Here is a 23099-nt window from a genome sequence, read left to right on the forward strand (position 1 = left end):
GCGGGGGCGGGCCGCGCGGGGGGCCGCCCGCGGCGGGGGTGGGTCTGACCCCCGTCCGCGCGGGGCCGGCCCCGTCGGGGCCGGCGGGGGCCCCCGGGGCGGGGTCCGCCGGGGGCCCCACGGCCGTCGTGCGTGCTTCGTGCGTGCGGAGGGGCTAGCTCCAACTGGCGTGCAGCGGCTTGCCCTCGGCGTAGCCGGCGGCGGACTGGATGCCGACCACGGCCTTCTCCTCGAACTCGGCGAGCGAGCCGGCACCGGCGTAGGTGCAGGAGGAGCGGACGCCCGCGATGATCGAGTCGATCAGGTCCTCGACGCCCGGACGCTGCGGGTCGAGGAACATGCGGGAGGTGGAGATGCCCTCCTCGAACAGCGCCTTGCGGGCGCGGTCGTAGGAGGACTCGTCGGAGGTGCGGTTCTTGACGGCGCGGGCCGAGGCCATGCCGAAGGACTCCTTGTAGAAGCGCCCCTTGGCGTCCTGGTGGAGGTCGCCCGGCGACTCGTACGTGCCGGCGAACCAGGAGCCGATCATCACGTTGGAGGCGCCGGCGGCGAGCGCCATGGCGACGTCGCGCGGGTGCCGGACGCCACCGTCGGCCCAGACGTGCTTGCCGTACTTCTTCGCCTCGGCGGCGCACTCCAGGACGGCCGAGAACTGCGGGCGGCCGACGCCGGTCATCATGCGGGTGGTGCACATGGCGCCGGGGCCGACGCCGACCTTGATGATGTCCGCGCCCGCCTCGATGAGGTCCTTGACGCCCTCGGCGGCGACGATGTTGCCCGCGACGATCGGGACCTGCGGGTCGAGCGCCCGGACGGTCCGGATGGCGGAGATCATCGACTCCTGGTGGCCGTGCGCGGTGTCGATGACGAGCGTGTCGACGCCCGCGTCGAGGAGCAGCTTGGCCTTGCCCGCCACGTCGCCGTTGATGCCGACGGCGGCGGCGATGCGCAGCCGGCCGTTCGCGTCGACGGCCGGGCTGTAGAGGGTCGCGCGCAGGGCGCCCTTGCGGGTCAGGATGCCGGCCAGCCTGCCCTCCGCGTCGACGGCGGGGGCGTAGCGGCGGTTGGCGGCGTCGAGGGTGTGGAAGGCCTCGCGCGGGTCGATGTCCGCGTCCAGGAGGAGCAGGTCCTTGGACATGACCTCGGAGAGCTGGGTGAAGCGGTCCACGCCGGAGAGGTCGGCGTCGGTGACGACGCCCACCGGGCGCCGGTCCTCGTCGACGACGACGCCGGCGTCGTGGGCGCGCTTGGGCAGCAGCGCGAGGGCGTCGGCGACGGTCTGGTGCGGCTCCAGGACGATCGGGGTGTCGAGGACGTGGTGACGGCTCTTCACCCACGAGATCACGTCGGTGACGACCTCGATCGGGATGTCCTGCGGGATGACGACCAGTCCGCCGCGGCGGGCGACGGTCTCGGCCATCCGGCGGCCGGCGATGGCGGTCATGTTGGCCACGACGAGCGGGATCGTCGTCCCGGTGCCGTCGGGCGAGGAGAGGTCCACGGCCTGGCGGGAGCCGACGGCCGAGCGGCTCGGCACCATGAACACATCGTCGTACGTCAGGTCGTAGGGCGGCTTGACGTCATTGAGGAAACGCACGTGCTGACATCCCAGTCGTTCGGATCGGCCCCTAGGCATTTCAGCCAGGGGAAAAAGCACGTAGTTCATTGTCCCACGGGTGTACGCATACCAGTCCCGGGCCGATCCTCCGAGGCTTGCGGCAGGAGGTTAGGAGGATCCTCCGAAGTCCCCGCCCAGGGAGAGGAGGACGGAGAGGCGGGCGGGACTCTCGTCGGCCGCCGCGGCGAAGACCTCCCGGGCGGTCCGCCACTCGCGCGGCCGGGCCTCGGCGTACCCCTGCCAGTGGGTGACGACGAGGACGACCGGCCGGGGCAGGTCGGTGAGGCAGTCGGCGAGGGCGTCCCAGTTGCGGCCGAACCAGTCGGGCAGCGCGAGCGCGTCGGCGCACCGGTCCATGAGGGCGGCCTTGTCCTCGACGCCGGTCAGGTCGAGGACGACGGGGTCGTCAAGGCCCATCCGTGGCCACCTCCCGGAAGGTCTCGTAGTAGTCGTCGGTGTAGTACGTCTCGCCGCCGCGGCCGGTGACGAGGCGGCGCGCCCCCCCGGTCGCGTTCGCCGGGGGTCCTCACGGTGTACTCGTGGTAGTAGCCGCGCTCCCGGCGGGGCAGGGCCTTCTCGAAGTTGGAGAAGACGGTGCCGTCCTTGGCGTACGGGTAGGGCCCGCCGCGCGCGATCAGGTCGAGCGTCCGGCGCGCCTCGGGCGGCAGGTCGGCGGCCCGCACGGTGGGCAGTCCCGAAGTGCCGGTGGGCGCGACGGCCGCGGTCGTACGGGTCGGGGCGGCGGTTCCCGTGCCTCCGTCGCCCGGGGAGCACCCGGCCAGGAAGCCGCCCAGGAGGACGGCGAGGACGAGCGCGAGGAGTACGCGCGGGGGCCGGAGCAGCATGTCCCGAACATACCGGTGCGGGACGGCTCCGACCCCGGGGGGCGCGCCTGGTTCAGCCGCTGTCGGGGTCCGTGCGGTCGAGCGCCGGGTGGGTGCCCGGCCTCGACTCGGTGAGCAGGTAGTCCGCCGCGGCGCGGTCGGTCACCAGGCTGGTGACGAGCCCGGAGCGGAGCACCGCGCCGATCGCCGCCGCCTTGCGCTGGCCGCCGGCGATGGCCACGACCTCGGGGATCCGGCGCAGCCGGTCCGCCTCGACGGTGATGCAGCGCTCGCCCAGGTCGCGGCCGACCCGCCGCCCCTCGGCGTCGAAGAGGTGCGCGGACATCTCGGCGGCGACGCCGAGGGAGGCGTAGTGGGCGCGCTCCTCGTCGGAGAGCATGTCGTGGACGGTGGAGATGCCCGGCTCCCAGGAGCCGATGGACACGCAGGCGACGGTCACCTTGTCGAAGTACTCGAAGGCCCGCGCGATGCCGGTCTGGCTGCGCAGCGCGGCGGCCGTCGCCGGGTCGGGCAGCAGCATGGGGGCGTAGATCGGGTGGGCCTCGCCGCCGGAGACCTGGGCGGCCCGGCGCACGGCCTCGACGGAGCCGCGCTCGGCGGTCCCGGCGTCGTACACGCCGGTGAGCTGGACGACCGTGCAGGGCGGCAGCCGGTCGAGCGCGGCCGCCATGTGGATGGTGGAGCGGCCCCAGGCCAGGCCGAGGACGTCGCCCTCGGTGACCAGCTCGCCGAGCAGGTCGGCGGCGACCTCGCCGAGGTTCTCCGGGTCGGGCGACTCGTCCTCGCCCTCCGCCGGGGACTCGACGACGACGGCGTGGCGGAGCCCGTAGCGGGCGCGGAGCGCGTCGGAGCGCTCGGCGTCCAGCTCGGCCGGTACGCGGATCTCGATCCGTACGAGGTCGCGCTCCAGGGCGGTCTCCAGGACCCTGGCCACCTTGAAGCGGCTCACGCCGAACTCCTCGGCGATCTGGATCTTGGACTTGCCCTCCAGGTAGAAGCGGCGGGCCATGGCCGCCGCCTGCACCAGCTCCGCGGGGCCCATCCGCAGGGCTGAGCGTCCCGCCGACATACCCGCCACCGCGCTCTCCTCACTGCCGTTCACGTACCGCTTGCTCACGTCACGCCGTTCACGTGCCGAGGTCGTTCACACTCCTGCTCGTCGTTCATCCTGTCAGAAACGACGGGCCTTGATCAGTCCTGTCGGCGGCCCGACGGACCGCGTTCATCCGCCGGAGGCTCAGTGGCCACACGCCCACGCGGCGGAGGCCGTCGCGGTCTCGGCGCGGGCCCGCAGCGAGGCGACGGCGGCGGCCGGATCGGCCGCCCCGTACACCGCCGAGCCCGCGACGAAGACGTCGGCACCGGCCTCGGCGCACCGCTCGATCGTGGACTCCGCGACCCCGCCGTCGACCTGGAGCCACAGTTCGAGACCGTGCTTGGAGATCAGCTCACGGGTGCGGCGGATCTTGGGCAGCATGATGTCGAGGAAGGCCTGGCCGCCGAAGCCGGGCTCGACGGTCATGATCAGCAGCATGTCGAGCTCGGGGAGCAGGTCCTCGTACGGCTCGATGGGCGTGGCCGGCTTGAGCGCCATCGAGGCGCGGGCGCCCTTGGCCCGGATCTCCCGCGCGAGCCGCACGGGGGCGGCGGCCGCCTCGGCGTGGAAGGTCACCGAACCGGCGCCGGCCTCCACGTACTGCGGGGCCCAGCGGTCCGGGTCCTCGATCATCAGGTGGCAGTCGAGCGGCGTGTCCGTCGCCCGTGCGAGGGACTCCACGATCGGCACGCCCAGCGTCAGGTTGGGGACGAAGTGGTTGTCCATCACGTCGACGTGCAGCCAGTCGGCTCCCTCGACCGCCTTCGCCTCCTCGGCGAGCCGGGCGAAGTCCGCGGACAGGATGCTGGGGTTGATCTGCGCCATGCGCCAAGCCTCCCACGTTCTTGGGCACTTCTTTGCCGCTGGGCGGTTTCGATTCAGGTCCGGACCAGGTTCGGTACGAAACGACGAGCCCGGGACCAGGACGGACCGGGATATTGCGGTCAGGTGATCGAAGGGTAGGGCGGTCCGGGGGTCAGGCGGTCCGGCGCAGCAGCGCCAGGTACATGGCGTCCGTACCGTGCAGATGCGGCCAGAGCTGGACGTCGGGGCCGTCGCCGAGCGCGGGGACGCCGGGCAGTAGCGGACGGGCGTCGATCAGCTCGGCGCCGCCGGTCTTCTTGAGGACGTCGTCGACGACGACCCGGGTCTCGGCCAGGTGCGGCGAGCAGGTCGCGTACCCGACGACGCCGCCGACGCGGACCGCGCGCAGCGCCTCGGTGAGCAGCGCGCGCTGGAGCGGGGCGAAGCCGTCCAGGTCGTCGGGGCGGCGGCGCCAGCGGGCCTCGGGGCGGCGGCGCAGGGCGCCGAGGCCCGAGCAGGGCACGTCCATCAGGACCCGGTCGAAGGAGCCGGGGGCCCACGGCGGGCGGGTGCCGTCGGCGGCGATCACCTGGTACGGGCCGGGGTTGCCGGCGAGGGCGCGCTCGACCAGGCGGGCGCGGTGCGGCTGCTTCTCGGAGGCGAGGAGCGCGGCGCCCCGTCCGGAGGCGAGGGCGGCGAGGAGCGCGGCCTTGCCGCCGGGGCCCGCGCAGCCGTCGAGCCAGCGGGCGTCGGGTCCTTCGAGGGGGGCGTTCGCGAGGGCGAGGGCGACGAGCTGGCTGCCCTCGTCCTGGACGCCGGCCCGGCCCTCCTTCACCGCCTCGATGGCGCCGGGCTCGCCGCCCTCCGCCATCCGCACGGCGTACGGCGACCAGCGGCCCGGCAGGGTCTCGGTGGCCGCGGCGAGCTCCTCGGTGGTGGAGCGGCCGGGGCGGGCGACGAGGGTGACCTCGGGGCGCTCGTTGTCCGCCTCCAGGAGGTCCTCGATCCCGGCGCGGCCGCCGCCGAGCGAGTCCCACAGGGCCGAGACGACCCAGCGGGGGTGGGAGTGGACGACGGCGAGGTGGTCCTCGGGGTCCTCGTCGTACGGCGGGGCGACCTGCGCCACCCAGGCGTCCAGGTCCTGCCGCGCGATCTTCCGCAGCACGGCGTTCACGAACTTGGCCCGCCCGTCGCCGAGCACCACCCGCGCCAGCTCGACGCTGGCGGAGACGGCGGCGTGGGTGGGGATCCGGGTCCCGAGCAGTTGGTGCGCGCCGAGCGCCAGCACGTCGAGCACGGGCGGGTCGACCTCGCGCAGCGGGCGGTCGATGCAGGCGGCGATGATCGCGTCGTACGTGCCCTGGCGGCGCAGCGTCCCGTACACCAGCTCGGTCGCGAGGGCCGCGTCCCGCCCGTCGAAGTCCCCGCCCTCGCGGGCCTTCTTCAGCAGCGGGGGCAGCACCAGGTTCGCGTAGGCGTCCCGCTCGTCGACCGCCCGCAGCGCCTCGAAGGCGAGCATCCGGACGGGGTCCTTCCTGGGCTTCCGGTAGGGCTTGGGGGGACGGCGACGTGCCTGCTCGCTCAAAGGTGCTCCGCGTGACGAAATGACGAGGTCGAACGCTCCCAGCGTAGTCCCTCCGCGGGGGCGGGCCCGGCCGTCCGCCCGGTCCGGACGACGGCTACGGCGCCGCCCGGTCGCCGCCGCGCCCGACCGGGACCGCCCCGGGCCCGGTGCCACCGGTGACCCGCCCCGGTCCCTGCGCCGACGACCGGCGGGGAGACGCCTCCCCGGCCCCGGCCGGGGTCACGCGCCCAGGTGCTCCCCCGGGGCGATCCGCACCCCGCGGGCCCAGTCGGCGGCCTTCATCGGCTTCTTGCCCTGGGGCTGGACCCAGAGGAGTTCGACGGCGTACGAGCCGGTGCCCGCGTACACGTTGTTCTTGCCGACCACGAGCTCGCCGGGGGCCAGGTCGGTGCGGTCCGGGAGGGGCGTGACCTGGATCAGCTTGAGGCGCTCGCCGCGGAAGACGGTCCAGGCGCCGGGGGCCGGGGTGCAGCCGCGCACCACCCGGTCCACCCGGAGCGCGGGGGCCGCGAAGTCCACGTGGGCGTCCTCGACCCGGATCTTCGGGGCGAGGGTGACGCCCTCGACGGGCTGCGGGACGGCCTGGAGCGTGCCGTCCTCGATGCCGTCCATGGTCGCGGCGAGCAGCCCGGCACCCGCGAAGGCGAGCCGGGTCAGCAGGTCGCCGCTGGTGTCGGTCGGGCGGACGTCCTCGGTGACGACGCCGTAGACCGGCCCCGAGTCGAGGCCCTCCTCGATCAGGAAGGTGGAGGCACCGGTCACCTGGTCGCCCGCCATCAGCGCGTGCTGCACGGGCGCCGCGCCGCGCCACGCGGGCAGCAGCGAGAAGTGCAGGTTGACCCAGCCGCGGGCCGGGACGTCGAGGGCGGCCTTGGGCAGCAGGGCGCCGTACGCGACGACCGGGCAGCAGTCCGGCGCGATCTCCCGCAGCCGGGCGAGGAAGTCCTCGTCCCGGGGCCTGGCCGGCTTGAGGACCTCGATCCCCGCCTCCTCCGCCCGCTGGGCCACCGGGCTCGCGACGAGCCGCCGGCCGCGTCCCGCCGGGGCGTCGGGCCGGGTGACCACGGCGGCCACCTCGTGCCGCCCGGAAGCGATCAGGGCGTCCAGGGCGGGAACGGCGACCTCGGGGGTGCCTGCGAAGACGAGCTTCATGGGTGGCGACTGCCTGTCTCTCCGGGTGCGTTGGGGCAGCGCACCAGTCTAGGCGGTGCCCGGCGGGTCCCGCCCGGCGCGCGGCGCCCGGGGCGGAAGGGGGCGTACGCGGGGACGGGCGCTCCGCGCATATGCGTGTACGCCCCCGCAGCGTGACCCAACTCCCGGTGGCGCGTTGGTCAAGAGAGATTGACCCAACCGGGTCGCGCCGCTCCCTCGCGACCCGCCCCCTTACACGCCGGTTCGAGAGGCTTTCACATGGCCGACCACGCAACCCACGACGCCCAAGCCCGGGCGAGTCTGCACCTGCTCGTGCGGGACATCGAGCGGGTCCGGCGGCAGGTGGACGCACTGCGCACGCTCACGGCCCAACTGGGCAACGTCTACCGCCCTCGCCGCTCCGGCCCGTCGACGGGCTTCGTCGTGTACGGGCGCGCGCCCGCCCCGACCGTACGGCTGGCCCAGGAGCTGCGGGACAGCATCGAGACCCTGGTGACCGCGGCGGTCGACTTCGACCGCTCGCTCGGTTTCTCGTGGGACGCGGTGGGTTCCGCGCTCGGGGTCACCAAGCAGGCCGTCCACCGCCGCTACGGCGCCCGCCGGGCGTCCCAGCAGAGCGCCGCCGCGGAGCAGGAGCACGGGGTGGAGCCGGGCGGGATCCGCCCCGTCCCGTCGGTCCCCGCCGCCCGTTCGATGCCGCCGCAGCCCTCGGCGGGCGGCGCCGCCCTCCGCGAGGACCCCCGCCCGCCTGCCTTCCCCGCACCCCGCAACGTCTGACCCACGAGACGCCACGGCCGCCCGCCCCTCGTGGGACGGGCGGCCGTCTCGCGTCCGCACGGGGCCGGGCGGGCGCTCCGCGGCCGTCTCCCGTCCGGGGGACGAGCCCGAGCGGGCGTCCCGCGGCCGCACGGAGCCCGAGCAGGCGTTCCACGGCCGCCTCCCGTCCGTACGGAGAGGCCCGGGCGGCCGCCTCGTGTCCTCGGCCGCCCATCCGTCCGTACGGGAGCGTCCCCCGTGTCAGCCGATGTCCGGCGGGTCGACGCGGACCCGCACCGGGTCCCCGCCGCCGCGGGCGAGGCGGGACGCCCGAGTCTGTTTGAGGGCCGCCGCCAGGGCCGCACCGCTGCCCGGCGGGACCCGGACCAGGGCCCGCTCCCACTGCTCGCCCGGCGGCGGGTCGCCGGGCCTGCGGGCGCCGCCGGGGCGCACCACGGGCAGCGGCACGGGGCCGAGGACCTCGGCGTCGGGGGGCAGCACGGCCGCCGCCAGGAAGCCCTCGACGGCCTCCGGCGGACCGGTCACCGCGGCCATCCGGGAGACCGGCGGGAAGCCCAGCTCGGCACGCTCGGCCAGCTCGCGCCGGGCGTGCCCGACCGGGTCCCAGCGGACGAGCGCCTGCACCGGCCGCAGCGTCGGCTCGGCCACCACGACGACCGTGCCGCCCTCGGCCTGCCCCCGCACGAGGGAGGCCGCGTCGATCCAGCGGCGCAGCGCCTCCTCGCCCGCGCGCAGGTCGGGCCGGCCGAGCATGGCCCAGCCGTCGAGGAGCAGGGCGGCCGCGTAGCCGCCCTCGGCGACGGGCTCGGCGCCGGGGGTGGAGACGACGAGTGCCGGGCGCCCGGGCACGCTGTCCAGGACGTGGTCACGGCCCGAGGTGCGGACCGGCACGGCCGGGAAGGCCCGGCCGAGTTCCTCGGCGGTCCGCCGCGCGCCGACCACCTGGGCGCGCAGTCGGGTCGAGCCGCACTCCACGCAGTGCCAGTCGGGGGCGCCGCGCCCGCACCAGCCGCAGCACAGCTCCCGCTGCTCGGGGGCCTCCAGAGGCCCGGCGCAGTGCCGGCAGCGGGCGGGCGTCCGGCAGCGCTCGCAGGCCAGCCTCGGCACGTACCCCCGGCGGGGCACCTGCACGAGCACCGGGCCGGTCTTGAGGCCCTCCCGCACGGTCTGCCAGGCGAGCGAGGGGAGCCGGGCGGCGCGCGCGGCCTCGTCCCGGGCGAGTTCGCCGTCGCCGACGGTACGGATCAGGGGGGCGGCCGCGCGGACCCGCTCGCGTCCGGCGGTCAGCGCCCGGGCCCAGCCGGTCTCGACGAGCTGGGCGGCCTCGACGGTGCAGCTCGTGCTGCCCAGGAGGAAGGCGCACCGGTCGTGGGCGGCGCGCAGCAGGAGCACCTCGCGCGCGTGGGGCTGCGGGGCGTGCGGCTCGCTGTGGCTGCCGTCGCCGTCGTCCCAGACGACGACGAGCCCGAGGTCCCGTACGGGGGCGAACATCGCGGCCCGGGTGCCGACGACGGCCCGTACGGCCCCGCGCCGCACGGCGAGCCAGCGCGCGTACCGCTTCTCGGGGCCCGCCTCGGCGGTGAGCAGCGCGTGCCGCCCCTCCCCCAGGACGCCGGTCAGGGCCGCGTCGACCCGGTCGGCGGCCCGTCCGTCGGGGACGACGACGAGGGCGCCGCGCCCGGAGGCGAGGGTCGCGGCGACGGCCCGGGCGATCTCCTCGGCCCAGTACGGACCCGGCAGCGCGTTCCACACGGCGCGGGGCGCCCCGCCGTGCGCGAGGGAGTCCAGGAACGCGGGCCCCTGCTCGTACCGCGTCCAGCTTCCCGGCTCCGGGGCGCTCGGCGGCGGCAGCGGCTCCGGGGAGGGGCGGCGCTCGGCGGCGGCGCTGCGCGGCGGCACGGCGAGCTGGAGGACGTCGGCGAGGCTGCCGGCGTACCGGTCGGCGACGGCGCGGGCGAGGCCGAGCAGCTCGGGTCCGAGGACCGGTTCCGGGGAGACGACGTCGGCGAGGGCGGCCAGCGGCCCGGAGTAGTCGGATGCGGCCCGGCGCTCGACGAGGAAGCCGTCGATGAGCCGGCCGCCCTCCCGGCGCCCGTTCTTGACCTGGTGCGCCCCGGCCCCGAACCGCACGCGGACGCGCACTCCGGGCCGGGCGGCCTCGTCCAGCTCCTCGGGGACCGCGTAGTCGAAGAACTGGTCGAGGTGGAGCACTCCCTTGTTCACCACGACCCGGGCCACGGGCAGCTCCTTGGCGAGGGCGGCCCCCCGCCAGGTCCGCGGCTTGGCCTTCGGCACCTTCGCCTTCCGCACGGTCTCCCGAATGAGCGCGAGCTGCTCGGGTTCCTCGGAGGGCTTCTCGTTCTCGCTGCTCACGGCCCCATACCTACCAGACGCCACCGACAGCCCGGACGGACCGGAGCCCGGCGCCCCCACGGGGTGCCGGGCTCCGGTCGTGCGCTTGCGGGGCCTACAGCCCGGCGGCCTTCTTGAGGGCGTCGACGCGGTCGGTGCGCTCCCAGGTGAAGTCGGGCAGCTCGCGGCCGAAGTGGCCGTAGGCGGCGGTCTGGGAGTAGATCGGGCGCAGCAGGTCGAGGTCGCGGATGATCGCGGCCGGTCGCAGGTCGAAGACCTCCGCGATGGCGTTCTCGATCTTCTCGGTCTCGACCGCGTTGGTCCCGAAGGTCTCCACGAACAGACCCACCGGCTCGGCCTTGCCGATCGCGTAGGCGACCTGGACCTCGCAGCGCGCGGCCAGACCGGCGGCCACGACGTTCTTGGCGACCCAGCGCATGGCGTAGGCGGCCGAGCGGTCGACCTTCGACGGGTCCTTGCCGGAGAAGGCGCCGCCGCCGTGGCGGGCCATGCCGCCGTACGTGTCGATGATGATCTTGCGGCCGGTCAGGCCGGCGTCACCCATCGGGCCGCCGATCTCGAAGCGGCCGGTCGGGTTCACCAGGAGGCGGTAGCCGTCGGTGTCGAGCTTGATGCCGTCCTCGACGAGCTGCTTGAGCACGTGCTCGACGACGAACTCGCGGATGTCGGGCGCGAGCAGCGACTCCAGGTCGATGTCGCTCGCGTGCTGCGAGGAGACGACGACGGTGTCGAGACGGACGGCCTTGTCGCCGTCGTACTCGATGGTGACCTGGGTCTTGCCGTCGGGACGCAGGTACGGGATGGTGCCGTTCTTGCGGACCTCGGTCAGGCGGCGCGAGAGCCGGTGCGCCAGGTGGATCGGCAGCGGCATCAGCTCGGGGGTCTCGTCCGACGCGTAGCCGAACATCAGGCCCTGGTCGCCGGCGCCCTGCTTGTCCAGCTCGTCGCCCCCGTCCCCCTGGGAGGCACCCTCGACGCGCTTCTCGTACGCCGTGTCGACACCCTGGGCGATGTCCGGGGACTGCGATCCGATGGACACCGACACGCCGCAGGAGGCGCCGTCGAAGCCCTTCTTCGAGGAGTCGTAACCGATCTCCAGGATCTTGCTCCGGACGAGGGTGGGGATGTCCGCCCACGCCTTGGTGGTCACCTCACCGGCGACGTGCACCAGGCCGGTGGTGATCAGCGTCTCGACGGCGACGCGCGAGGTGGGGTCCTCGCGCAGCAGTGCGTCGAGGATGGTGTCGCTGATCTGGTCAGCGATCTTGTCGGGGTGCCCCTCGGTGACGGACTCCGAGGTGAACAGACGACGGGACACAACGCTCCCTGGGGTTGCAGCGGCTGCTGGCTACTCGTGGCGCGGACCGGCAGGGGGCTGCGCCCCGCGACGTTCCACGAACAGTCTATCGGTCGTGGTCGGACAATGGACCAGGTGTCTCGCCTGGCGAATGCCCCGCGGCGGCCGGAACCGGCCGCCCGCAAGGGCGGGGCGGCCGCTCCGGTGGGACGCGAATCACTCGCGGGGCGGGTGTTTCGCTCCTCCGCCCGGGTGACGGCGCCCGAACGGCGGCGCACCGGGACTGACCGGACCCGGACATCCCGGCCGTCTCAGCCGGTGGGACGCAACCGGGGCAGGACCAGGTCCCAGACCGTCTCGGCGAGCGCTTCCTTCGGTCCGTACGGCACGGGGGTCTCGGTGCCGTCCGCGGCGAGCACCACGGCCTCGTTCTCCTCGGAGCCGAAGGTCTTGCGCTCCCCCACCTCGTTGACGACGAGGAGGTCGCAGCCCTTGCGGGCGAGCTTCTCGCGTCCGTTGGCGAGGACGTCGTCGGTCTCGGCGGCGAAGCCGACGACCACCTGACCGGGCAGGGCCCGGTCGGCGGAGAGCTCGGCGAGAACGTCGGGGTTGCGGACGAGTTCGACGACGGGGGCGCCGTCGTCGCCCTTCTTCTTGATCTTGCCGGGGGCGTAGACGGCGGGGCGGAAGTCGGCGACGGCGGCCGCCATGACCACCGCGTCGGCGTCGGCGGCGGCCTTGAGGACGGCCTCGCGGAGCTGGACGGCGGTGCCGACGCGGACGACGTCGACGCCGGCCGGGTCGGGCAGGCCGGTGTTGGCCTCGACGAGGGTGACCCGGGCCCCCCGGGCGGCGGCGGCCCGGGCGAGGGCGTAGCCCTGCTTGCCGGAGGAGCGGTTGCCCAGGTAGCGGACGGGGTCGAGGGGCTCGCGGGTGCCGCCCGCGCTGACGACGACGTGACGGCCGGCGAGGTCGGGGACGGTGGCGCCCCGGGCGAGGACACGGCGGCAGACCTCGAAGATCTCGCCCGGGTCGGGCAGCCGCCCCTTGCCGGTGTCGGCACCGGTGAGGCGGCCGACGGCGGGCTCGACGACGACGGCGCCGCGGCGGCGCAGGGTCGCCACGTTCTCCTGGGTCGCCGGGTGCTCCCACATCTCGGTGTGCATGGCGGGGGCGAAGACGACGGGACAGCGCGCGGTGAGCAGCGTGTTGGTGAGGAGGTCGTCGGCGAGGCCGTGGGCGGCCTTGGCGAGCATGTCGGCGGTGGCGGGGGCGACCACGACGAGGTCGGCGCCCTGGCCGATCCGTACGTGCGGCACCTCGTGGACGGACTCCCAGACCTCGGTCGAGACGGGGTTCCCGGAGAGCGCGGACCAGGTGGCCGCGCCGACGAAGTGCAGCGCGGAGTCGGTGGGCACGACCCGGACGTCGTGGCCCGACTCGGTGAGCCGGCGGAGCAGCTCGCACGCCTTGTAGGCGGCGATGCCGCCGGTGACGCCCAGAACGACCTTCGGCTTTGCCACGACTTCCACGACTCCCCGCACTCGGACGCGCACTCGGATGCGTACGACTCCATGAGACACCACAGGCCCGGCGGATGGTCCGCCGGGCCTGTGGTGACAAGCGTTACAAGCGCTGCGCGCTTACTGCGCCGGGCCCTCGATGGCCTCGGACGTCAGCAGACCCGCGTTGATCTCGCGCAGGGCGATCGAGAGCGGCTTCTCGTGGACGTGGGTGTCGACGAGCGGACCCACGTACTCCAGCAGGCCCTCGCCGAGCTGGGAGTAGTACGCGTTGATCTGACGCGCGCGCTTGGCCGCGTAGATCACGAGGCTGTACTTCGAGTCGGTGGCCTCGAGCAGCTCGTCGATCGGCGGGTTGATGATGCCCTCGGGCGCGGTGATGGAAGAGGACACGCTCTACCTTCCGAAGATGGAGAAAAGATCAGACAACGTTCATCAACGTTAGCAGCTCGCGCGCCACGTCCTCGACGGAGGTGTTGACGAGGGTGGTGTCGAACTCGGCCTCGGCGGCCAGCTCGACCTTCGCGGCGTCCAGGCGGCGCTGGATGACCTCGGGGGACTCGGTGCCGCGGCCGGTGAGGCGGCGGACCAGTTCGTCCCAGCTCGGCGGGGCCAGGAAGACGAGCTGGGACTCCGGCATGGAGTCCTTCACCTGGCGGGCGCCCTGGAGGTCGATCTCCAGGAGGACGGGCTCGCCGGAGTCGAGGCGGTCGAGGACCGCGCCGCGCGGGGTGCCGTAGCGGTTGCCCGCGAACTCGGCCCATTCGAGGAGCTCACCGTTGGCGATCAGCTTGTCGAACTCGTCGTCCGTCACGAAGAAGTAGTGGACGCCGTGCTTCTCGCCGGGGCGGGGCTTCCGTGTCGTCGCCGACACCGAGAGCCAGACCTCGGGGTGGACCTTGCGCATATGCGCGACGACCGTGCTCTTGCCGACCCCGGAGGGGCCGGAGAGCACGGTCAGCCGCGGACGTACCTCTGCTGCCATGCAGCGATTATTCCAGTGGTTCACCCCTGCTTGCGCAGGGAGGACGCCTCATGCCGGGAATGTCCCGAAAGGTCAGGCGCCGGTGGAGCCGAACTCCCGCTCCAGGGAGGCGATCTGGTTGGAGCCGAGACCGCGCACCCGGCGGCTCTCGGAGATGCCGAGCCGCTCCATGATCTGCTTGGCGCGGACCTTGCCCACGCCCGGCAGGGACTCCAGGAGCGCGGAGACCTTCATCTTGCCGATGACGTCGTTCTCCTGGCCCGTCTTGATGACGTCGTGGAGGGATGCACCGGAGTGCTTGAGTCGATTCTTGACCTCGGCCCGCTCCCGGCGAGCCGCGGCGGCCTTCTCGAGCGCGGCTGCGCGCTGTTCAGGGGTAAGGGGCGGAAGAGCCACGCCTACGTCACCTCGGATGTCGATCTGTCGGATACGGACCGGTGAGGAACCTAGTCGCCCCGCACCAGTGGAGCAACGGTCAGCGCAGTGGCCGCTGAACGCCTGCTCTGCCCCGGAGACTAGCGGCCGAGGCCGCTCCAGTCAGCGAGAACAGCGGAAAAGTCCTGGTCAGCATCGACCGACCAGGACTTTCCCGGCATAACGACCGGGTTTTGGGCCAAGATTTCGTCAAGTGGCGGGACGACCGGCCGGAGCGGGCCCGGGAACCGGCCCGATCCGCTCCGACCTGCGGATTGGTCCCGCCGGGGATCAGGCGCCGACGGCCGCGCGGATCTCGTCCGCGTACCGGAGCGCCGAGTCCCGCAGGGCGGTGGCGTCCGGACCGTGCCGCAGGACCCCGCGGCTGACGTTCGGGACGACGTTGCGGACCGCCGCGCCGAAGACGGCGGGGAGGTCGGCGGGGGTCGCGCCCTGGGCGCCGATGCCGGGGGCCAGGAGGGGGCCGTTGATGTCCAGGTCGAAGGAGGACAGGTCGCCGAGGGTGGCGCCGACGACCGCGCCGAAGGAGCCCATGGGGGTCTCCCCCGCGTTCTCCTCGGCCAGGTGGGCGAGCATCGTCGCGCCGATCGTCCGCCCGTCCTCGCGGACGGCCCGCTGGACCTCGCTCCCCTCCGGGTTGGAGGTCAGCGCGAGGACGAAGAGGCCGGCGCCGGACTCGCGGGCCAGGTCGACGGCCGGCCGCAGGGAGCCGTAGCCGAGGTACGGGGAGACCGTGAGCGCGTCGGAGAAGAGCGGGGACTCCTTGCGCAGGAAGGCCTCGGCGTAGGCGGCCATGGTGGAGCCGATGTCCCCGCGCTTGGCGTCCATGACGACCAGGCCGCCCGCCGCGCGCAGGTCGGAGACGGCGCGCTCCAGGACGGCGACGCCGCGCGAGCCGAAGCGCTCGAAGAAGGCGGCCTGGGGCTTGAAGACGGCCACGGTGCCGGCGAGGGCCTCGACGACGGTGAAGGTGAAGCGCTCCAGACCGGCGATGTCGTCGGTGAGGCCCCAGGAGTCGAGCAGGGCGGCGTGCGGGTCGATGCCGACGCAGAGCGGACCGCGCTCGTCCATGGCGGAGCGCAGGCGGGATCCGAAGGAGAGCGTCACTGGGCGGCCTTTCGGTTGTCGGCGCCGACGGCCTCGGCGAGGGTGGCGTACGGGGAGGCCGCGAGGCGCGCGGCGAGGCCCTTGTGGATCGCGCGGGCGTAGAACGGGCCCTCGTAGACGAAGGCGCTGTAGCCCTGGACGAGGGTGGCGCCGGCGAGGATGCGCTGCCAGGCGTCCTCGGCGTTCTCGATGCCGCCGACGCCGACGAGGACCAGGCGGTCGCCCACGCGCGCGTGGAGGCGGCGCAGGACCTCCAGGGAGCGCTGCTTGACCGGGCGGCCGGACAGCCCGCCGGTCTCCTCGATCAGCTCGGGCGCGGACGTCAGGCCGAGGCCCTCGCGGGCGATGGTGGTGTTGGTGGCGATGATGCCGTCGAGGCCCAGCTCCAGGGCGAGGTCGGCGACCGCGTCCACGTCCTCGTCGGCCAGGTCGGGGGCGATCTTGACCAGGAGCGGGACCCGGCGGTCGGTGACCGTGCGGTCGGCCGCCTCGCGCACGGCCGTCAGGAGGGGGCGCAGGGACTCGGTGGCCTGGAGGTTGCGCAGACCGGGGGTGTTCGGGGAGGAGACGTTGACGACGAGGTAGTCGGCGTGCGCGGCGAGGCGCTCGGTGGACTTCACGTAGTCGGCGGCGGCCTCGGCCTCGGGGACGACCTTGGTCTTGCCGATGTTGACGCCCACGACCGTCCTGAAGACCGGTACGCGCGCGCGGAGGCGGGCGGCGACGGCGGCGGAGCCCTCGTTGTTGAAGCCCATGCGGTTGATCAGGGCGCGGTCCGGGACGAGCCGGAAGAGGCGCTTCTTGGGGTTGCCCGGCTGGGCCTCGCCGGTGACGGTGCCGATCTCGACGTGGTCGAAGCCGAGCATGGCCATGCCGTCGATGGCGACGGCGTTCTTGTCGAAGCCTGCGGCGAGGCCGAAGGGGCCGTGCATGCGCAGGCCGAGGGCCTCGGTGCGCAGCTCCTCGTACCGGGGGGCGAGGGCGGCGGCGGCGAAGGTGCGGAGCACCGGGACGCGGGCGGCCAGGCGGATCCAGCGGAAGGCCAGGTAGTGGGCCTGCTCGGGGTCCATCCGCTTGAAGACCAGGTGGAAGAACAGCTTGTACATCGTCCGAAATATCCCTTGTTCGGTCATGAAGAGGGGGACACCGCGCTGTGGCCGGTGTCCCCCTTCTCCGTACGGGCTGCTAGTCGCGGGCCGCGACGAGGTGCTCGGCGTGCTCCTGGAGGGAGCGGACGCCGACGCCGCCGTGGTTGAGCGCGTCGATGCCCTGGACGGCTGCGGCGAGGGCCTGGACGGTGGTCAGGCACGGGACGCCGCGGGAGACGGCGGCGGTGCGGATCTCGTAGCCGTCGAGGCGGCCGCCGGTGCCGTAGGGGGTGTTGACGATGAGGTCGACCTCCCCGTCGTGGATGAGCTGCACGATCGTCTTCTCCCCGTGCGCGCCCTCGCCCTCGCTGAGCTTGCGCACCACGGTGGCGTTGATGCCGTTGCGCTTGAGGACCTCGGCCGTGCCCGAGGTGGCCAGGAGCTCGAAGCCGTGGGCGACCAGCTCACGCGCCGGGAAGATCATCGAGCGCTTGTCGCGGTTGGCCACCGAGATGAACGCCCGGCCCTTGGTGGGCAGGGGCCCGTAGGCGCCGGCCTGGGACTTGGCGTAGGCGGTGCCGAAGACCGAGTCGATGCCCATCACCTCACCCGTGGAACGCATCTCCGGCCCCAGCACGGTGTCGACGCCGCGGCCGTGGATGTCACGGAACCGCGACCAGGGCATGACGGCCTCCTTGACGGAGATCGGCGCGTCGAACGGCAGCGTCCCGCCGTCACCGTTCCTCGGCAGCAGGCCCTCGGCGCGCAGCTCGGCGATGGTGGTGCCCAGCGAGATCCGGGCCGCGGCCTTCGCCAGCGGCACGGCGGTGGCCTTGGAGGTGAAGGGCACCGTGCGCGAGGCGCGCGGGTTGGCCTCCAGGACGTAGAGGATGTCCCCGGCCATCGCGAACTGAATGTTGATCAGCCCGCGCACGCCGACGCCCCTGGCGATGGCCTCCGTGGAGGTCCGCAGCCGCTTGATGTCGTGCCCGCCAAGCGTGATCGGCGGCAGCGCACAGGCCGAGTCGCCGGAGTGGATACCGGCCTCCTCGATGTGCTCCATCACACCACCGAGGTAGAGCTCCTCACCGTCGTAGAGCGCGTCCACGTCGATCTCGATCGCGTCGTCCAGGAACCGGTCGACCAGGACCGGCCGGGTGGGGCTGATCTCGGTGGACTCGGCGATGTACGACTCCAGGCGGGACTCGTCGTACACGATCTCCATGCCGCGCCCGCCCAGCACGTACGACGGGCGGACCAGGACGGGGTAGCCGATCTCGTCCGCGATGGCCTTGGCGCCGGCGAAGGTGGTCGCGGTGCCGTGCTTGGGGGCCGGGAGCCCGGCCTCGGCCAGGACCTGGCCGAAGGCGCCGCGGTCCTCGGCGGCGTGGATCGCCTCCGGGGAGGTGCCGACGACCGGCACGCCGTTGTCCTTCAGCGCCTGGGACAGACCCAGCGGGGTCTGGCCGCCGAGCTGGACCACGACGCCGGCGACCGGGCCGGCGAGGGTCTCGGCGTGGACGATCTCCAGGACGTCTTCGAGGGTGAGCGGCTCGAAGTACAGGCGGTCGGAGGTGTCGTAGTCGGTGGAGACGGTCTCGGGGTTGCAGTTGACCATCACCGTCTCGTAACCCGCCTCGCTCAGCGCGAAGGAGGCGTGGACACAGGAGTAGTCGAACTCGATGCCCTGCCCGATCCGGTTCGGACCGGAGCCGAGGATGATGACGGCCGGCTTCTCGCGCGGCGCGACCTCGGACTCCTCGTCGTAGGAGGAGTAGAAGTACGGCGTCTTCGCCGCGAACTCCGCCGCGCAGGTGTCGACCGTCTTGTAGACCGGGCGGACGCCGAGCGCGTGGCGGACCTCGCGGACGACGTCCTCGCGCAGGCCGCGGATCTCGGCGATCTGGGCGTCGGAGAAGCCGTGGCGCTTGGCCTCGGCCAGGATCTCCGGGTCGAGCTTCTCGGCGGCGGCCAGCTCGTCGGCGATCTCCTTGATCAGGAAGAGCTGGTCGACGAACCACGGGTCGATCTTCGTCGCGTCGAAGACCTCCTCCGGGGTGGCACCGGCACGGATCGCCTGCATGACCGTGTTGATCCGGCCGTCGGTGGGACGGACGGACTCGCGCAGCAGCTCGTCCTTGTCACCCGGCTCGCCGGTGAAGGTGAACTGCGAACCCTTCTTCTCCAGCGACCGCAGCGCCTTCTGGAGCGCCTCGGTGAAGTTGCGGCCGATCGCCATCGCCTCACCCACCGACTTCATCGTCGTGGTCAGCGTGGAGTCGGCGGCCGGGAACTTCTCGAACGCGAAGCGGGGGGCCTTGACGACGACGTAGTCGAGGGTGGGCTCGAAGGAGGCCGGAGTCTTCTCCGTGATGTCGTTCGGGATCTCGTCCAGCGTGTAACCCACCGCCAGACGCGCCGCGATCTTGGCGATCGGGAAACCCGTCGCCTTCGACGCCAGCGCACTCGACCGGGAGACACGCGGATTCATCTCGATCACGATGATCCGGCCGTCGTCCGGATTGACCGCGAACTGGATGTTGCAGCCGCCGGTGTCCACCCCGACCTCGCGGATGATCGCGATGCCGATGTCGCGCAGCCGCTGGTACTCGCGGTCGGTCAGCGTCATCGACGGCGCCACCGTGATCGAGTCGCCGGTGTGCACGCCCATCGGGTCGAAGTTCTCGATGGAGCAGACGACCACGACGTTGTCGTTCTTGTCGCGCATCAGCTCCAGCTCGTACTCCTTCCACCCGAGGATGGACTCCTCCAGGAGCACCTCGGTGGTCGGCGAGAGCGTCAGGCCCTGCCCGGCGATCCGGCGCAGCTCCTCCTCGTCGTGCGCGAAGCCCGAGCCGGCGCCGCCCATCGTGAAGGAGGGGCGGACCACGACCGGGTAGCCGCCGAGGGTGTCGACGCCCCTGATCACGTCGTCCATCGAGTGGCAGATCACCGAACGGGCCGACTCGCCGTGCCCGATCTTGGCCTTGACGGCCTCGACGACGCCCTTGAACAGGTCGCGGTCCTCACCCTTGTGGATCGCCTCGACGTTCGCGCCGATCAGCTCCACGCCGTACTTCTCCAGCACACCCTGCTCGTGCATGGAGATCGCGGTGTTCAGCGCGGTCTGGCCGCCGAGGGTGGGCAGGAGGGCGTCGGGGCGCTCCTTGGCGATGATCTTCTCGACGAACTCCGGAGTGATCGGCTCGACGTACGTGGCGTCGGCGATCTCCGGGTCGGTCATGATCGTGGCCGGGTTGGAGTTGACCAGGATCACCCGCAGGCCCTCGGCCTTGAGGATGCGGCACGCCTGGGTGCCGGAGTAGTCGAACTCCGCGGCCTGCCCGATCACGATCGGGCCGGAGCCGATGACCAGGACGGACTGGATATCGGTGCGCTTAGGCACGCTCGGCCTCCATCAGGGATACGAAGCGGTCGAAGAGGTACGCGGCGTCGTGCGGGCCCGCTGCCGCCTCGGGGTGGTACTGCACCGAGAAGGCCGGCCGGTCGAGCAACTGGAGACCCTCCACGACGTTGTCGTTGAGACAGACGTGGGAGACCTCGGCGCGCCCGAAGGGGGTGTCGGAGACCTTGTCGAGGGGCGCGTCCACGGCGAAGCCGTGGTTGTGCGCGGTGACCTCGACCTTGCCGGTGGTGCGGTCCTGGACCGGCTGGTTGATGCCCCGGTGGCCGTACTTCAGCTTGTACGTGCCGAAGCCGAGGGCGCGGCCCAGGATCTGGTTGCCGAAGCAGATGCCGAAGAGCGGCGTCTTGCGCTCCAGGACGGACTGCATGAGGGCGACGGGACCGTCGGCGGTGGCCGGGTCGCCGGGGCCGTTGGAGAAGAACACCCCGTCGGGCCGGACCGCGTAGACGTCCTCGGCGGTGGCGGTGGCGGGCAGGACGTGGACCTCGATGCCGCGCTCGGCCATCCGGTGCGGGGTCATGCCCTTGATGCCGAGGTCGACGGCGGCGACCGTGAACTTCTTCTCGCCGACCGCGGGGACGACGTACGTCTCCTTGGTGGCGACCTCGGCGGAGAGGTTCGCGCCCTTCATCTCGGGCTGCGTCCTGACCTTGGCGAGCAGGGCCTCGTCGCGGACGCCCGTCCAGGCGTCGCCGGAGAAGATGCCGACGCGCATGGCGCCGCGCTCGCGCAGGTGGCGGGTGAGGGCGCGGGTGTCGACGCCGGAGATCCCGACGACGCCCTGGCGCGCCAGCTCCTCGTCGAGCGAGCGGCGCGCGCGCCAGTTGGAGGAGACGCGGGCGGGGTCGCGGACGACGTAGCCGGAGACCCAGATGCGACCGGACTCGGGGTCCTCGTCGTTGACGCCGGTGTTGCCGACGTGCGGGGCCGTCATGACCACGACCTGGCGGTGGTACGACGGGTCGGTCAGGGTCTCCTGGTAGCCGGTCATGCCGGTGGAGAACACGGCCTCGCCGAAGGTCTCCCCCACGGCCCCGTAGGCGCGGCCGCGGAAGATGCGGCCGTCCTCCAGGACGAGTACGGCGGGGGCCGCCTTCTGCCTCTGCGAGGCGCCTCCCTGGGTGGAGGTCGTCATCGTGCGATGCCTTCCGTTGCGCTGATCATGGAGTTGACGGTCTCGACCCAGGCGGTGTGTTCCGCCGCCCGGTCGGACCTGAAGCCGGAGTCGAGGAGGGTGCCGCCGTGCTCCCAGGTGACGATCAGGAGCCCGCCCTCGGCGAGGACCTTGCCGGCGATGCCCTTGTCGAGGCGTGCCTCGCGCAGGGCGTCGGCCGGGACGAAGAAGTCGTTCGCCCCGGGGCGCACGACCGCGATCCCGGCGTCGGTGAGCGTGAGCTCGACGCGGCTGCGGGTGCCGAGGCCGTGGGCGACGATCCGGTCGAGCCACTGCCCGGCGGTCGTGGACCCGTGGTAACGCCCGCTGAGGGTCAGTTTCGCCGCACCGGCCGTCTCCGGCGCGGTGGGCAGTGCGGGGAGGCCGGACTGGAGGCTGCCGCGCCACTTCCATCCCTGGCGCATGAGCCAGTACACGAAGGCGACGAAGAGCAGCAGTCCGGCGACCCAGCCGATCCTTCCGGCCCAGTCGGTCACCTCCGCCGACTTCTGTTCGGCTGCCTCTGCGGCGATTGCGATGAGTGGTGTCACGCCAGCTTCCCGTCCACGACCGTTGCCCGGCCCCGCAGGAAGGTGTGGGTGACGCGTCCCGGCAGCTCGCGGCCCTCGTACGGGGTGTTGCGGCTGCGGGAGGCGAAGTCCGCGGGGTCCACGACTCCACGGTAAGCCGGATCGACCAGGGTCAGGTTCGCGGGCTCACCAGCCGAGACGGGGCGTCCGTGGCCCTTGGCCCGGCCGATGCGGGCGGGGGCGAAGGACATGCGGTCGGCGACGCCGGCCCAGTCGAGCAGTCCGGTCTCGACCATCGTCTGCTGGACGACGGAGAGGGCGGTCTCCAGGCCGACCATGCCCATGGCGGCCGCGGCCCACTCGCAGTCCTTGTCCTCGTGCGGGTGCGGGGCGTGGTCGGTGGCGACGATGTCGATCGTGCCGTCGGCCAGCGCCTCGCGGAGCGCGAGGACGTCCTTCTCGGTGCGCAGCGGCGGGTTGACCTTGTAGACCGGGTTGTACGAGCGGACCAGCTCGTCCGTGAGGAGGAGGTGGTGCGGGGTGACCTCGGCGGTGACGTCGATGCCGCGGGACTTGGCCCAGCGGACGATCTCGACGGAGCCGGCGGTGGAGAGGTGGCAGATGTGGACGCGGGAGCCGACGTGCTCGGCGAGGAGGACGTCGCGGGCGATGATCGACTCCTCGGCGACGGCGGGCCAGCCGCCGAGGCCGAGCTCGGCGGAGACGACGCCCTCGTTCATCTGGGCGCCCTCGGTGAGGCGGGGCTCCTGGGCGTGCTGGGCGACGACGCCGCCGAAGGCCTTCACGTACTCCAGGGCGCGGCGCATGATCACGGCGTCGTCGACGCACTTGCCGTCGTCGGAGAAGACGGTGACGCCGGCGGCGGAGTCGTGCATGGCGCCGAGCTCGGCGAGCTTCTTGCCCTCCAGGCCGACGGTGACGGCGCCGATGGGCTGCACGTCGCAGTAGCCGTGCTCCTGGCCGAGCCGGTAGACCTGCTCGACGACGCCGGCGGTGTCGGCGACCGGGTGGGTGTTGGCCATGGCGAAGACGGAGGTGTAGCCGCCGACGGCGGCGGCGCGGGTGCCGGTGAGGACGGTCTCGGAGTCCTCGCGGCCGGGCTCGCGCAGGTGGGTGTGGAGGTCGACCAGACCCGGCAGGAGGACCTGCCCGCCGGCCTCGATCACGGTCGCGCCCTCGGCGGAGAGGCCGGTGCCGACCTCCGCGACGGTCTCGCCGTCGATCAGGACGTCCTGCGGCTCGCCGCCCAGTACCTTCGCCCCGCGGATCAGGATCTTGCTCAT

Annotated in this window: 19 protein-coding genes and 1 pseudogene; 1 reads left to right on the plus strand and 19 read right to left on the minus strand. The window is 73.1% G+C overall.

The window, feature by feature from the left end; genetic code table 11:
• Positions 1-154: 154 nt before the first annotated feature.
• The 7 genes and pseudogenes from ACFYNX_RS22195 to fmt all read right to left on the minus strand — a co-directional run bounded on the left by ACFYNX_RS22195 (position 155) and on the right by fmt (position 7100).
• Entirely contained in the window at positions 155-1597 is a 1443-nt protein-coding gene (locus tag ACFYNX_RS22195) for a GuaB1 family IMP dehydrogenase-related protein (RefSeq protein ID WP_185893267.1), read from the minus strand.
• Positions 1598-1726: 129 nt separating this feature from the next.
• On the minus strand, positions 1727-2035 hold the full coding sequence (locus ACFYNX_RS22200; protein WP_365539872.1) for a barstar family protein: 309 nt from the start codon (positions 2033-2035) through the stop codon (positions 1727-1729).
• Positions 2025-2463 (minus strand): annotated as a pseudogene (locus ACFYNX_RS22205) (ribonuclease domain-containing protein). Before ACFYNX_RS22205 ends, ACFYNX_RS22200 begins: the two are co-directional and overlap by 11 nt.
• Positions 2464-2515: 52 nt before the next feature.
• Complete coding sequence (locus ACFYNX_RS22210) at positions 2516-3565, minus strand: sugar-binding transcriptional regulator (protein WP_185893270.1); 1050 nt, start codon at positions 3563-3565, stop codon at positions 2516-2518.
• A 135-nt stretch (positions 3566-3700) separates the two neighbouring features.
• Positions 3701-4384 (minus strand): ribulose-phosphate 3-epimerase, encoded by a 684-nt coding sequence (rpe, locus tag ACFYNX_RS22215; RefSeq protein WP_365539874.1) that lies wholly within the window; start codon positions 4382-4384, stop codon positions 3701-3703.
• A 151-nt stretch (positions 4385-4535) separates the two neighbouring features.
• Entirely contained in the window at positions 4536-5948 is a 1413-nt protein-coding gene (locus ACFYNX_RS22220) for a transcription antitermination factor NusB (protein WP_365539875.1), read from the minus strand.
• 219 nt (positions 5949-6167) lie between these two features.
• A complete protein-coding gene (gene fmt / locus ACFYNX_RS22225; protein WP_365539876.1) occupies positions 6168-7100 on the minus strand; it encodes a methionyl-tRNA formyltransferase in 933 nt (310 codons plus the stop codon).
• Between the two features lie 258 nt (positions 7101-7358).
• On the opposite strand from fmt, the gene ACFYNX_RS22230 reads away from it, so the two are divergent.
• Positions 7359-7877: a hypothetical protein gene (locus ACFYNX_RS22230; protein ID WP_388663535.1), complete on the plus strand. Its 519-nt coding sequence runs from the start codon at positions 7359-7361 to the stop codon at positions 7875-7877.
• A gap of 240 nt (positions 7878-8117) precedes the next feature.
• Here ACFYNX_RS22230 and ACFYNX_RS22235 read toward each other — a convergent pair whose 3' ends face one another.
• The 12 genes from ACFYNX_RS22235 to ACFYNX_RS22290 all read right to left on the minus strand — a co-directional run bounded on the left by ACFYNX_RS22235 (position 8118) and on the right by ACFYNX_RS22290 (position 23099).
• Positions 8118-10250 carry a primosomal protein N' gene (locus ACFYNX_RS22235; RefSeq protein WP_388663537.1) on the minus strand — a complete coding sequence of 711 codons (2133 nt, stop codon included), beginning with the start codon at positions 10248-10250 and terminating at the stop codon, positions 8118-8120.
• A 94-nt stretch (positions 10251-10344) separates the two neighbouring features.
• Entirely contained in the window at positions 10345-11568 is a 1224-nt protein-coding gene (metK, locus tag ACFYNX_RS22240) for a methionine adenosyltransferase (protein ID WP_388663539.1), read from the minus strand.
• A gap of 290 nt (positions 11569-11858) precedes the next feature.
• Positions 11859-13070 (minus strand): bifunctional phosphopantothenoylcysteine decarboxylase/phosphopantothenate--cysteine ligase CoaBC, encoded by a 1212-nt coding sequence (gene coaBC / locus ACFYNX_RS22245; RefSeq protein ID WP_388663541.1) that lies wholly within the window; start codon positions 13068-13070, stop codon positions 11859-11861.
• A gap of 120 nt (positions 13071-13190) precedes the next feature.
• Entirely contained in the window at positions 13191-13463 is a 273-nt protein-coding gene (gene rpoZ / locus ACFYNX_RS22250; RefSeq protein ID WP_005319902.1) for a DNA-directed RNA polymerase subunit omega, read from the minus strand.
• Positions 13464-13491: 28 nt separating this feature from the next.
• Positions 13492-14055, minus strand: coding sequence for a guanylate kinase (gene gmk, locus ACFYNX_RS22255; protein ID WP_388663543.1), 564 nt, complete (start codon positions 14053-14055; stop codon positions 13492-13494).
• 72 nt (positions 14056-14127) lie between these two features.
• The gene (locus tag ACFYNX_RS22260) at positions 14128-14451 is read right to left on the minus strand and encodes an integration host factor (protein WP_121828861.1); all 324 of its coding nucleotides are present in this window, start codon (positions 14449-14451) and stop codon (positions 14128-14130) included.
• 309 nt (positions 14452-14760) lie between these two features.
• Positions 14761-15597: an orotidine-5'-phosphate decarboxylase gene (pyrF, locus tag ACFYNX_RS22265; RefSeq protein ID WP_365539882.1), complete on the minus strand. Its 837-nt coding sequence runs from the start codon at positions 15595-15597 to the stop codon at positions 14761-14763.
• Positions 15594-16703 carry a quinone-dependent dihydroorotate dehydrogenase gene (locus tag ACFYNX_RS22270; RefSeq protein WP_365539883.1) on the minus strand — a complete coding sequence of 370 codons (1110 nt, stop codon included), beginning with the start codon at positions 16701-16703 and terminating at the stop codon, positions 15594-15596. The genes pyrF and ACFYNX_RS22270 overlap by 4 nt, the downstream gene beginning before the upstream one ends.
• 79 nt (positions 16704-16782) lie before the next feature.
• Positions 16783-20091 carry a carbamoyl-phosphate synthase large subunit gene (carB, locus tag ACFYNX_RS22275; protein ID WP_388663546.1) on the minus strand — a complete coding sequence of 1103 codons (3309 nt, stop codon included), beginning with the start codon at positions 20089-20091 and terminating at the stop codon, positions 16783-16785.
• The gene (carA, locus tag ACFYNX_RS22280) at positions 20084-21247 is read right to left on the minus strand and encodes a glutamine-hydrolyzing carbamoyl-phosphate synthase small subunit (RefSeq protein WP_388663548.1); all 1164 of its coding nucleotides are present in this window, start codon (positions 21245-21247) and stop codon (positions 20084-20086) included. Before carA ends, carB begins: the two co-directional genes overlap by 8 nt.
• The gene (locus ACFYNX_RS22285) at positions 21244-21816 is read right to left on the minus strand and encodes a hypothetical protein (protein WP_365539886.1); all 573 of its coding nucleotides are present in this window, start codon (positions 21814-21816) and stop codon (positions 21244-21246) included. The genes carA and ACFYNX_RS22285 overlap by 4 nt, the downstream gene beginning before the upstream one ends.
• The gene (locus ACFYNX_RS22290; RefSeq protein ID WP_388663550.1) at positions 21813-23099 is read right to left on the minus strand and encodes a dihydroorotase; all 1287 of its coding nucleotides are present in this window, start codon (positions 23097-23099) and stop codon (positions 21813-21815) included. The genes ACFYNX_RS22285 and ACFYNX_RS22290 overlap by 4 nt, the downstream gene beginning before the upstream one ends.

The organism is Streptomyces sp. NPDC007872, from assembly GCF_042868165.1.
Taxonomy (GTDB): Bacteria; Actinomycetota; Actinomycetes; order Streptomycetales; family Streptomycetaceae; genus Streptomyces.

Bases quoted from the DNA above. Each gene is read 5' to 3' on its own strand.
- ACFYNX_RS22270 (WP_365539883.1), bottom strand. From the start codon at position 16,703: ATGTACAAGCTGTTCTTCCACCTGGTCTTCAAGCGGATGGACCCCGAG.
- carA (WP_388663548.1), bottom strand. From the start codon at position 21,247: ATGACGACCTCCACCCAGGGAGGCGCCTCGCAGAGGCAGAAGGCGGCC.
- ACFYNX_RS22230 (WP_388663535.1), top strand. From the start codon at position 7,359: ATGGCCGACCACGCAACCCACGACGCCCAAGCCCGGGCGAGTCTGCAC.
- rpe (WP_365539874.1), bottom strand. From the start codon at position 4,384: ATGGCGCAGATCAACCCCAGCATCCTGTCCGCGGACTTCGCCCGGCTC.
- ACFYNX_RS22290 (WP_388663550.1), bottom strand. From the start codon at position 23,099: ATGAGCAAGATCCTGATCCGCGGGGCGAAGGTACTGGGCGGCGAGCCG.
- gmk (WP_388663543.1), bottom strand. From the start codon at position 14,055: ATGGCAGCAGAGGTACGTCCGCGGCTGACCGTGCTCTCCGGCCCCTCC.
- ACFYNX_RS22200 (WP_365539872.1), bottom strand. From the start codon at position 2,035: ATGGGCCTTGACGACCCCGTCGTCCTCGACCTGACCGGCGTCGAGGAC.
- fmt (WP_365539876.1), bottom strand. From the start codon at position 7,100: ATGAAGCTCGTCTTCGCAGGCACCCCCGAGGTCGCCGTTCCCGCCCTG.